Raw genomic sequence first — 11,689 nt, forward strand, 5'->3', positions numbered from 1 at the left:
AGGGGGTGGGGATGAAACGGCTGATCAAGAACGGCGTGCTGGTGGATGCACAGGGAGAATATCGTCAGGATCTGCTGATCGAAGACGGAGTGATCCGCGCTCGGGCCGCCGCTATCGAGCCCGATGGCGAGACCGAGCTGATCGATGCCAGTGGCTGCTACGTGATGCCGGGCGGTATCGACGTCCATACCCACTTCAACATCGATGTCGGGATTGCCCGCAGTTGCGATGACTTTTTCAGCGGTACCCGTGCCGCCGCCTGTGGGGGCACCACCACCATCATCGATCACATGGGATTTGGCCCGGCGGGATGCAACCTGCATCACCAGCTGGCCCGCTATCACGACTATGCCGCCGATCAGGCGGTGATCGACTATGGCTTTCACGGCGTGGTGCAGCACGTGGATGACGCCATCCTCCATGAGATGGCCTGCATGGTGGAGGCGGGGGTGAGCAGCTTCAAGCTCTACCTCACCTACCAGTACAAGCTGGGGGACACAGACGTGCTGCGTGCGCTGACGCGCCTCAAAGAGGTGGGGGCATTGACCGCCGTCCACCCGGAGAATGACGCCGCCATCGCCGAGCGGCGCGCCGCCTTGCTCGCCGCCGGTCACACGGCCCCTTACTACCATGCCTTGAGCCGCCCCCTCGAGTGCGAGGCCGAGGCCATAGGGCGCATGATCAACCTGGCCCGGCTGGCCGTGGATGCCCCCCTCTATATCGTCCATCTCTCCAATGGCTTGGGGCTGGAGTATCTGAAACTGGCGCGCCGCCAGGGCCAGCCGGTCTGGGTGGAGACCTGCCCGCAATATCTGCTGCTCGATGAGCAGTGTTATTACAAGGAGAACGGGGTCGACTATCTGCTGAGCCCGCCGCTGCGCTCACGCCGCGAGCAGGACAAGCTGTGGGTTGGTATCGCTGCGGGCGATATCGACACGGTGGCGACCGATCACTGCAACTTCTCCCACGCCCAGCGCATGACCCTGTCAGGCGGCGATTTCAGCCGCTGCCCCAACGGCTTGCCCGGGGTCGAGAACCGCATGCTGCTGCTGTTTACCCATGGAGTGCTCGGCGGGCGCATCTCGCCGTCGCGCTTCGTGGCGCTCACCAGCGCCAATTCGGCGCGCCTGTTTGGCCTCTGGCCGCGCAAGGGCAACCTGCAACTTGGGTCTGACGCCGATCTGGTGCTGATGGATCCCCGTGGCGAGACACTGATCCGTCACGCCGCGCTACACGACAACGGTGACTACAGCCCCTACGAGGGGATGCGCTGCCCCGGTCGGATCAGGATGACCCTGAGTCGCGGCGAGATCGTGGCCCGCGACGGCGAGTTTCTGGGGCGACGCGGTCATGGCCGCTTTCTGGCCAGAGCGCCGTTTGATCCGGCGTTGGCGCCGGAGCTGCAATCGCCTTGCTCCACAGTGGCCGGCTGACAATCCGTTCGAAACAGGCTAACCCGCAAGCTTATGTGAACAACGAAAGGTGGGCCGGTATCGCGCCGGCTTGTCCCCTCACTGGAGATAACAAGATGAAACAGCGAATCGTACTGGCCCTTGGCGGCAATGCGCTGGGCAACAACCTGCCCGAGCAGATGAAGGCGGTGCAGAGCACGGCGGGCACCATTGCCGACCTGATTGCCCAGGGGCACGAGGTGGTGGTAACCCACGGCAACGGCCCGCAGGTGGGGATGATCCAGCAGGCGTTCGAGGTGGCGGCCCGCCACGATCCCAAGGCGCCCCACCTGCCCATGTCGGTCTGCGTGGCCCTGAGCCAGGGGTACATCGGCTATGACCTGCAAAACGCCCTGCGCGAGGCCTTGCTGGAGCGCGGTATCCACAAACCGGTGGCCACCCTGGTGACCCAGGTTGAGGTGGATAAAAACGATCCCGCCTTCCTCGACCCGAGCAAACCCATCGGCGGCTTCTTCAGCAAGGAGGAGGCCGAGGTATTGATGGCCAGGGGCGAGCGGCTCAAAGAGGATGCCGGTCGTGGCTATCGCCGGGTGGTCGCATCCCCCAAACCCGTCGATATCATCGAGAAGGAGACCGTCTCTGCCATGCTGGCCGCCGGTCAGGTGGTGATCACCGTCGGTGGCGGCGGCATTCCGGTGCTGCGGGAGGGCAATCACCTGCGCGGTGCCAGCGCGGTGATCGACAAGGATTGGGCCAGTGCCAGGCTGGCGGAGCTCATTGACGCCGACATGCTGATCATCCTCACCGCGGTGGAGAAGGTCGCCATCAACTTCGGCAAGCCCGATGTGCAGTGGCTCGATCAGTTGAGCGTGGGGGATGCCCTGCGTTTTATCGAGCAGGGGCAGTTTGCCAAAGGCTCCATGCTGCCCAAGGTGGAGGCGGCGCTCTCGTTCGCCACCTCCATGGCGGGGCGCAAATCCCTCATCACCCTGCTGGAGAAGGCCGCCGACGGCATTGCCGGCAAGACCGGCACCCTGATAAGCCAGTAGGGGCGAGCAAGGTTGTAACCTGGGGGCCGTCGGCCCCCTTTCTGTTGGCTGGTACCAGGGATTGGCAGAGGGAAGCATGGGCCGGCCAGCTCTTATCCGCGGTGGGCAGGGGGGCGGCAGAGGAGTAAGATGGCGCCCCGAATGGCGGACGCACCGACCGCAGCAACAAGGCAGCACAATGAATAGCAAGTTGAACATGGCGGCGCTGGGGGGATTGGTCCTGCTCACCGCCATCTGGAGTTACAGCTGGATCGTGATGAAGCAGGTGATGCTCTACGCGGGGGCGTTCGAGTTCACCGCCCTGCGCTGCCTGTGCGGATTCCTGGTGTTGCTGCTGGTGCAGTGCCTGCGCGGCCGCCGTTATCTCAGGCCCACCCCGTTTCGCTATACCCTCGCCATCGCCCTGTTCCAGACCTGCGGCATGGTGGGGCTGGCCCAGTGGGCACTCATCAGCGGCGGGGCGGGCAAGGTGGCCATTTTGAGTTACACCATGCCGTTCTGGGTGGTGATCTTCGCGGCGCTCTTTTTAGGTGAGCGGATGCGCAAGCTGCACTATCTGGCGGTCGGGGTAGCCGCCTGCGGCCTGCTGCTGGTGATCGAGCCCTGGCAGCTACACCTGGATTCCATGAAGAGCGCGCTGCTGGGGATTGCCTCCGGCATCTGCTGGGGGATCAGCGCCATCATTGCCAAGCGGATGTATGCCCGCCACCCCGCGGTGGATCTGATGTCCCTCACCACCTGGCAGATGATCTACGCCACCCTGGTGATGGCGCTGGTGGCGGCGCTGGTGCCGGAGCGCCCCATCGACTGGCAGCCCTATGTGTTTGGTGCGCTTGCCTACAGCGCCATCTTCGCTACCGCGCTGGCCTGGAGCCTCTGGCTGTTCGTGCTGAAAAAGCTGCCGGCGGGGATCGCCGGGCTCAGTACCCTGGCGGTGCCGGTGAGCGGCGTGCTGCTCTCCTGGTGGCTGCTCGGTGAAAACCCGGGGCCGGTGGAGGGGAGCGGCATCGCCCTTATCGTGCTGGCGCTTATCGTTATCAGCCGCAAGGGCAAGCGCTCTGTGGTGTCGGTGGCGGGGGAGACCCGGGTCAAGCAGGGCTAAGCTGATTAGAGGAACAAGAATGGAAAAGGGCCCGCCATCATGGCGGGCCCTTCTGGTTTTAAGAACACTCTCTTATCTGCGCTGGGCCAGATGCATCATGGCCTCCAGCACGGCGCCGCCGATGGCGCGCGCCTTGTCAGAGACGGTAGTGGGATCGGCCCGCTCGCCTCTGGGGTCGATGTCACCGATCTTGAAGCCGACGGTCACCTCGATGCCATCGCTGAGCAGCCCCCGCACCATGCCAGAGAGCGGCGCGATAATGGGGGCGTCCCCCACATGGGCGATCACGTCTCCCTCCTGCACCAGATCGCCGAGCCTGATCAGGCTCTTCATCACGCCGGCGACGGGGGCGCGCACCACCCGGCGGGCGGAGTGCCCCTCGATCACCCCGGGAATGCCGGTATTGGGCTGGGCAGGGCCCTGATAGATGACCCGCCCCAGATGGTGACCACGGTTGGTCTCGATCACCGCATCGCAGTCGCGGCCCGCCTCAAACCCCGGGCCGAGGGCCACCGTGATGGGAGCCATCTCCCTGTGGGTACCGAGATTCTGCTTGGCGAGGATGGCATCCACCAGATAGCGGGGCTTGAGTTCGGCAAGAGTGGCGCAGTCGGGGTCAACCAGCAGCGGGATAATGCCCCGATCCAGCTGCTCGAACGCCTGCTCGACGCTCTCCACCCGCTTGGCACGTACCCCCTCGACGCGGGTTTCACCGTCGAACATCCCCTGGGCGAAGGCGACGGTGCGGCGGATCACGGTCGGCTTGTCGAGATCCAGCATCACTACCTTGAAGCCGGCATGGTAGAGGCGCAGCGCCACCCCGGTGGCGATATCGCCGGAGCCGCGCATCACCACCAGCTGATCCCGTTTGAGGCGCACATCATCCTGCATCAGACCACCCGCTTTGCCGTTTTTCACTTGAAGCAGCTCGGCGAGGATGCTGATGGCGATCTCCTCGGGGGTCTCGGCACCTATGTTGTAGCCGATGGGGGCGTGCAGCCGCTGCAGTTGGGCCTGACTCACCCCTTGCTGGCGCAGCGCCTGGGTGAAAGTCTGCACCTTGCGCTTGCTGGCGAGCAGCCCCAGGTAGGTGAGGGGACGACTGATGAGCCGATCCAGTGCCTCCTTGTCCTGATGGTTGGTGGCGATGATGACGAAGTTGGCGGGCTCGATGGCAAGCTGCTCGATCACCGCGCTGATGGTGTCGGCCTGTTTGAGATGGGTGCCGGCCGGGAAACGATCTTGGCTGAGGCTCCCCTCGAAGCAATCCCCCACGTGGATATCAAAGCCCAGCGGCGCCGCGGCATGGGCCAGCGCCCGGTTGACGTGACCGGCACCGATCAGTACCAGGCGGGGGCGCAGGCCGTAGACGTCGATATAGACCGACATGGCGCCGCCGCAATCCGAGCCCACCGCATGTTCGCCGTTGCGGGCCATCCGGCCGTGGAAGATACGCGGTTTGCGCTCGGCAATGGCGGCCACGGCTTCCTCTATCACCAGCCGCTCTATCATGCCGCCGCCTATGGTGCCGAGGATCCGGCCATCGGCCATCACCAGCATCTGGGCCTGATGGCGCGGGGTGGAGCCGCGACTCTCGATGATCTGGGCCATGGCAAAGGGGGTGTTCTCCTGCTCCAGTCGGGCAGCGTGTGCAAACAGATTCATAAGGTACCTCGTATCATCCTTAACGGGTCAGCGACTGCGCGGCTTCGGGGGCAGGCCGACAGCAAACATGGTGAATGGCACCGGGTTCACGCACGGCCCCCTGCCAGATGGCGTGGAGCTCGGGGTGACGTTGCAGCAGGTATATCAGGGCGGGTAGCCACTGCTGCTCATTTTGATAATCGCCATTGATAAACCAGACCCGGCGCGCCCCGGGCGGGGTGCCTTTGAACGCCCCCTCGGGGTGGGCGATGAGCCGCTCAAACAGGGCCCAGTCGAGCCGTTCACCGGCCGCAATCCCGCACAGGGCCTGGAACTCGGCCCAGCGGTGGATCTGCGCCGGGTCGGCGCTGGCGCCCACCATGGCGCCGCCCACCAAGGCGATCACCCAATCACTGTGCCGAGGAATGCAAGGTTCGTGCAAAGCGGGCGCTTTCAATAACTTGTGATGGGCGCCGTCCGCCTCCACCAGGATGATGTCGAAGCGTTGCTGCCCCTTGAGCAGATCGATCTGCTGGGGGCTCGGCCCCACCGCCTTGCCGCTGGCCCGATCGAGGTGGCTGAACAGCACCAGCTGCATCGGTTCATCGGGCAGGGCCTGGCAGCGGGTCAGCTGCCGGATGGGGTCGGCCTCGATCAGCAGGGTGCGCCGAGGGGAGGGGGCGGGCAGAAACATCCGGGTGCTGGTGGTGAGCAGCACCTTCTTGCCCTGTTGATGGAAATAGTCGGCCAGCCAGAAGAGGGTGCTGGTTTTACCCCCGGCGCCGCAAAGACTAATTAAAGTGGTACGCCCATCAATATTTTCGGTGAGCGGGTTTAATACACTCTCGATATTTGGCGAGGTGAGCAGAATGGGTGATGAAATAGCCATGGCGACGACCGATGAAAATAGAGGCGCGGTCAGTGAGAAGCACTGGCATTCGCGCGAGCGGTGCGACTGCCTAATTACGGCGGCCGGACTCTCATCACGAATGGGCGCGTGGAAATTGATGCTACCGTATCGCCAGAGCACGATTCTTGATGAGAGTCTCAAAAATGCCCTGGTGCTGTGTGACCGGGTCATTCTGGTGGTGGGGCATCGCGCCGATGAGCTGATCAGCCGCTACGCCAATCACCCCCGTATCCGGCTGGTGCACAACCATGATTATGCACAGGGGCTTGGCAGCTCCATCCGCGCGGGGGTCGCCGCCTGTACCAGCGATCACCTCTTCATAAGCCACGGCGATCTGCCCTGCATCCCCCCCGAGGTGTACCGCACGCTCTGGCAGGCGCGGGGGGACGAGACCCTCTTTCCCTCTTATCAGGGGGAGGCGGGCCACCCCGTGCTGTTGCCCAGAGCCCTTGCCATGGCACTGGCGGCGGCGCCGGCACAGGGTTCGGTGCGCCGCTGGCTGCTGACGCACCCCCATCGTTTCATCGAGGTGCAGAGCGGCGCCATCCTGCAGGATGTGGACACCCCGGAGCGCTATCAGGCGCTGCTGGCAACCGAAGCATTCGAGCGCTGAACCGGTCGGCTGGCAGGAGCTTGCCCGGCCTTGGTTTGCATATTTATCCCTTTGTTTAACCCGTTATCAGGGGCCAACAGCGGCCGTTATCATCCTGGCCGGCCTGATAATGGCGATGGTCTCGCTCTTTATCAAACTGATAGAACGCCGCGCCAAAGTGAGATCATTTTCAGCAACAAGGGCGGCGTTTCCATTATTTAATTTCGGTGTTGATAGCCACTCTCATTGTCGAAACTGGTATCGGCTTTCGATGTTTTATTAATTGGAGGTGCCTCACGTTTTTATGGCTGAAAAATAAAAAGATCCGGCGCTGGCCTGATTGTTGCTCTTGTCAGTTTCAAGGGGCTTTTTATGCGTGGTTGTGGATGGGCCCCATTTATTCACCCTGTCAATGAGCAGTGCCGCTGCAAGGAGATCAACATGGGCGATATTATGCGACCCGTTCCCTTCAAGAACCTTCTGGTCCGTATCTTCTCGGAATATAAAGCGAGTCAATCCATCTTCGGCATTCCCGCCGCGCAATTCTATCGCAAGCAGGACGAGCGCAAGATCAAGGTGTTCGGTGAAACCTGCGAGACCCCCATCGGCCCTGCAGCCGGCCCCCATACCCAGCTGGCCCAGAACATCGTCACTTCCTGGCTGACCGGCGGGCGCTTTATCGAGCTCAAGACGGTGCAGATCCTGGACCGTCTCGAACTGGAAAAGCCCTGCATCGATGCCGAAGACGAGTGCTTCAACACCGAGTGGTCTACCGAGTTCACCCTGCCCAAGGCGTTTGACGAGTATCTGAAAGCCTGGTTTGCCCTCTACCTGCTGGAGGAGGTGTTCGACCCGCGCCTCGACGGAGAGGCCAAGTCCTTCATCTTCAACATGAGCGTGGGGTACAACCTCGATGGCATCAAACAGCCGCCGATGCAGCAGTTCATCCACAGCCTGATGGATGCAAGCCAAAGTCCGAAATTTGCCGAGTATCAGCAGGTGGTGCGAGACCTCGTGGCTGACGAGCAGTTTATCGCCGAGCTGGGACTGGGGGCGCGCCGCGATCGCCTGCAACAGCTGGTGGAGCGCATCCCGGCCAAGCTGGTGCACGGCGTCACCCTCTCTACCATGCACGGCTGCCCGCCGAACGAAATTGAGGCCATCTGCCGCTACATGCTGGAAGAGAAGGGGCTCAACACCTTCGTCAAACTGAACCCGACCCTGCTGGGTTACCCGCGGGTGCGCGAGATCCTCGATACCTGTGGCTTTGATTACATTGGTCTGAGCGAAGCGTCGTTCGATCACGACCTCAAGCTGGATCAGGCCAAGGCGATGCTGACCCGCTTGATGGCGCTGGGGGCCGAGAAGGGGCTCACCTTTGGGGTCAAGCTCACCAACACCCTCGGCACCATCAACCGCAAGGGGGCGCTGCCGGGTGATGAGATGTACATGTCCGGCCGGGCGCTGTTCCCGCTCTCCATCAACGTGGCGGCAGTGCTGTCCCGCGCCTTCGATGGCAAGCTGCCCATCTCCTATTCGGGCGGTGCCAGCAAGTTCAACATCGCCGAGATCTTCGAGACCGGTATCCGTCCCATCACCATGGCCACCGATCTGCTCAAACCGGGTGGCTATCTGCGCCAGATCGAGTGCCTCAACGAGGTCGACGCCTCCGACAGCTGGGCCATGGCTCAGGTGGATGTGGCCAAGCTGGAGGCGCTTGCCGCCAAGGCGCTCACCATGGATTACACCCAGAAGGAGTGGAAGTCCGACGATCGCATTGAGGTGGGTGGCGGCCTGCCGCTGACCGACTGCTACGTGGCGCCCTGCGTCACCGCCTGCGCCGTGCATCAGGATATCCCCGAGTACATTCGCCTGATGGGCGAGGGGGAATATGTGGCAGCCCTTGAGCTGATTTATCAGCGCAACGCCTTGCCCGCCATCACCGGCCACATCTGCGATCACCAGTGCCAGTACAACTGCACCCGTCTCGATTACGACAGCCCTCTCAATATCCGTGAGCTCAAGAAGGTCGCGCTGGAGCGCGGTTGGGAAGGGTACAAGGCCCGCTGGCACAAACCGGCAGGCAGCGGTGACAAGCACCCGGTCGCGGTGATTGGCGCAGGCCCGGCCGGTCTCTCCGCCGGTTACTTCCTGGCCCGCGCCGGTCACCCGGTCACCGTGTTCGAGCGCGAAGCGGATGCCGGTGGCGTGGTCAAACACATCATCCCCGAGTTCCGCATTCCGGCCGAGCTGATCCAGCACGACATCGATTTTGTCGCCGCCCACGGGGTCAAGTTCGAGTTCGGCTGCGATCCGGCGCTCACCGTCGACAAGCTGCACGCCCAGGGCTTTACCTATGTCTTCGTCGGCATCGGTGCCGACAAGAATGGCGGCATGCGTCTCGAAGGGGGACACGAGCGGATTTACAAATCCTTCCACTTCCTGCGCAGCTTCAATCAGGGCAAGCCGCTGCCGCTGGGCCGCCATGTGGCGGTGATCGGTGCCGGCAACACCGCCATGGACTGCGCCCGCGCCGCCCTCAAGGTGCCCGGTGTCAGCGATGTGACCGTGATCTACCGCCGCAGCGAGAAAGAGATGCCCGCCTATCGTGAGGAGTATCTGGAAGCGGTGGAGGATGGGGTGCGTTTTTGCTTCCTCACCAACCCGGAGTGTTTTGAGAAAGATGGCAAGCTCACCGTGCGGATGATGGCGCTGGGGGAACCCGACGAGCAGGGCCGCCGCCGTCCGGTACCCACCGGGCAGACCGAAGTGATGCAGATGGATGCGCTGATCACCGCCATCGGCGAGCAGCCTGACTGCGAGGTATTGAAAGCCATGGGCATTCCCCTTGGCAGCGATGGCTGGCCCGAGGTGGATGGCCAGAGCGGCGAAACCAGCCGTCGCAACGTCTTCCTCATCGGTGACGTGCAGAGCGGCCCGTCCTCCATTGTCGGTGCCATCGGTGGTGCTCGCCGGGCCGCAGATCTGGTGCTGGCCCGCGAGCATATCGCCAGCCAGCAGCGTGACGTGACCATCCAGCCGTCGGGCAAGGACGGGATCTACCGCCGCAAGGGGAGCATCGCCGTCACCCTGGTCGACAAGGGCGAGCGCGATGCCTTCGTGGCGCAAGAGGCGCACCGTTGCCTCGAGTGCAACTACCTCTGCAGCAAGTGCGTGGATGTCTGCCCCAACCGGGCCAACGTCGCTATCGCGGTGCCTGGCTTCAAGGACCAGTTCCAGACCTTGCATCTGGATGCCTACTGCAACGAATGCGGCAACTGCGCCCAGTTCTGCCCCTGGCAGGGCAAGCCCTATCAGGACAAGGTCACCATCTTCAGCCTGCCCGAGGACTTCGACAACAGCCGCAACCCCGGTTTCTATCTGGCCCAAACCGGCGAAGGGTGTGGTGAGCTGCGGGTGCGTCAGGGCGGCGAGACCTATCGCCTGACCATAGACGCCCAGAGCCGCATCAAGGAGGCGCCAGCTGCCCTTGGCGACATGTGCCGCATCATCAGCCATGTCCATGCCCATCACCACTACCTGCTGGGGGCCGTCGAGGCCTGAGCGAACCACGAATAAGCGAAGGAGCCAACCATGTTTATTCTGAAGAACGTCACCGCCGTCCAGCTGGAGCCGACCCTGGTGCTGGAAGGGGTGGATATCGCCATCGAAGGATCGCTCATCAAAGCGGTGGGGCCCAATCTGCGGGCCCTCTACCCGGAGGCCAACTATCGGGAGATGGACGGCAAGCTGGTGATGCCGGGCATCGTCTGTGCCCACAACCACTTCTACTCCGGCCTGTCGCGGGGGATCATGGCCAACATCGCCCCCTGCCCGGACTTTATCTCCACCCTGAAAAACCTCTGGTGGCGGCTCGATCGGGCGCTCGATGAGGAGTCCCTCTACTACAGCGGCCTCATCTGCTCGCTGGAGGCGATCAAGAGCGGTTGCAGCGCGGTGATCGACCACCATGCCTCGCCCAACTTCATCAAGGGCTCCCTGAATGTGCTGCGCAAAGGGTTTATGGAGGCGGGTCTGCGCGGCATGACCTGCTTCGAGACCACGGATCGTAACGGGGGGCTGGCCGAACTGCAGGCCGGGGTGGAGGAGAACATATTGTTCGCCCAACAGATCGATGCGGCCAAAGCCAAGGGGAGCGAACCCTATCTGGTGGAGGCCCATATCGGCGCTCACGCCCCCTTCACCGTGCCTGACGAGGGGCTGGCCATGCTGCGCGAAGCGCTGCAGGTCACCGGTCGCGGGCTGCATATCCATGTGGCGGAAGATAGATACGACATGGCCCACGGCCACCACCATCATGGCAAGGAGCCCATCGCCCGGCTGGACGAGTTTGGCCTTGTCGACAGCAAGACTCTGATCGCCCACGGCATCTACTTGAGCCCGGCTGACATCGAGCTGCTCAACAGCCGCGATGCCTTCCTGGTGCACAACGCCCGCTCCAACATGAACAACCACGTGGGCTACAACCTGCACCTGCCGGAATACCGCAACCTGGCGCTCGGCACCGATGGCATCGGCTCCGACATGCTCGAAGAGCTCAAGTTCGCCTACTTCAAACACAAGGATGCCGGCGGCGCGCTGTGGCCCGACAGCTTTGCCCGGTTCCTCTGGAACGGCAACACCTTGTTGGAACGCAATTTCGGCGCCAAATTTGGCCGCCTGGAGCCGGGTTACAAGGCCGACCTCACCATCTGCGACTACGCCGCACCGACCCCGCTGGCGCCGCGCAACCTCGGCGGCCATCTCGCCTTCGGTATGGGCTCATCCTCGGTCAACAGCGTGATGGTCGAGGGGCGCATGGTCTATCAGGATCGCGAGTTCGCCTTTGACGTCGAGCCCATTTATCAGCAGGCCAGCAAGGTGGCGAGCCGCCTGTGGCAACGGATGGATCAGCTGGCCTGAGGCTACCCTCCGCACGTTTGGACTGGATTGCCCGCCCTGTGGAACTCCCCGGCGGCG

At 63.0% G+C, this 11,689-nt stretch carries 8 protein-coding genes; 6 read left to right on the forward strand and 2 right to left on the reverse strand.

Going from position 1 to position 11,689, the window contains the following annotated elements:
- Positions 1 to 11: 11 nt before the first annotated feature.
- The 3 genes from hydA to AB5Y94_RS22065 all read left to right on the forward strand — a co-directional run bounded on the left by hydA (position 12) and on the right by AB5Y94_RS22065 (position 3,563).
- On the forward strand, positions 12 to 1,433 hold the full coding sequence (gene hydA, locus AB5Y94_RS22055; protein ID WP_043171399.1) for a dihydropyrimidinase: 1,422 nt from the start codon (positions 12 to 14) through the stop codon (positions 1,431 to 1,433).
- A 95-nt stretch (positions 1,434 to 1,528) separates the two neighbouring features.
- On the forward strand, positions 1,529 to 2,461 hold the full coding sequence (gene arcC, locus AB5Y94_RS22060; protein WP_043171398.1) for a carbamate kinase: 933 nt from the start codon (positions 1,529 to 1,531) through the stop codon (positions 2,459 to 2,461).
- Positions 2,462 to 2,639: 178 nt separating this feature from the next.
- Positions 2,640 to 3,563, forward strand: coding sequence for a DMT family transporter (locus AB5Y94_RS22065; protein WP_043171397.1), 924 nt, complete (start codon positions 2,640 to 2,642; stop codon positions 3,561 to 3,563).
- Positions 3,564 to 3,635: 72 nt separating this feature from the next.
- Here the strand turns inward: AB5Y94_RS22065 and yqeB are convergent, their stop codons facing one another.
- Together yqeB and yqeC are read right to left on the reverse strand one after the other, a co-directional pair.
- Positions 3,636 to 5,228 carry a selenium-dependent molybdenum cofactor biosynthesis protein YqeB gene (yqeB, locus tag AB5Y94_RS22070; RefSeq protein WP_368206595.1) on the reverse strand — a complete coding sequence of 531 codons (1,593 nt, stop codon included), beginning with the start codon at positions 5,226 to 5,228 and terminating at the stop codon, positions 3,636 to 3,638.
- Positions 5,229 to 5,247: 19 nt separating this feature from the next.
- Entirely contained in the window at positions 5,248 to 6,096 is an 849-nt protein-coding gene (gene yqeC, locus AB5Y94_RS22075) for a selenium cofactor biosynthesis protein YqeC (RefSeq protein ID WP_043171395.1), read from the reverse strand.
- Between yqeC and mocA the strand changes: the two genes are divergently transcribed.
- The 3 genes from mocA to ssnA all read left to right on the forward strand — a co-directional run bounded on the left by mocA (position 6,095) and on the right by ssnA (position 11,632).
- Positions 6,095 to 6,730, forward strand: coding sequence for a molybdenum cofactor cytidylyltransferase (gene mocA, locus AB5Y94_RS22080; RefSeq protein WP_259298774.1), 636 nt, complete (start codon positions 6,095 to 6,097; stop codon positions 6,728 to 6,730). The genes yqeC and mocA overlap by 2 nt on opposite strands.
- Positions 6,731 to 7,150: 420 nt before the next feature.
- Positions 7,151 to 10,273 (forward strand): putative selenate reductase subunit YgfK, encoded by a 3,123-nt coding sequence (ygfK, locus tag AB5Y94_RS22085; RefSeq protein WP_368206596.1) that lies wholly within the window; start codon positions 7,151 to 7,153, stop codon positions 10,271 to 10,273.
- A 30-nt stretch (positions 10,274 to 10,303) separates the two neighbouring features.
- Positions 10,304 to 11,632: a putative aminohydrolase SsnA gene (gene ssnA / locus AB5Y94_RS22090; RefSeq protein ID WP_324007667.1), complete on the forward strand. Its 1,329-nt coding sequence runs from the start codon at positions 10,304 to 10,306 to the stop codon at positions 11,630 to 11,632.
- Positions 11,633 to 11,689 lie beyond the last annotated feature (57 nt).

Source organism: Aeromonas sp. s5 (assembly GCF_040907865.1).
GTDB classification, from domain to species: domain Bacteria; phylum Pseudomonadota; class Gammaproteobacteria; order Enterobacterales; family Aeromonadaceae; genus Aeromonas; species Aeromonas dhakensis.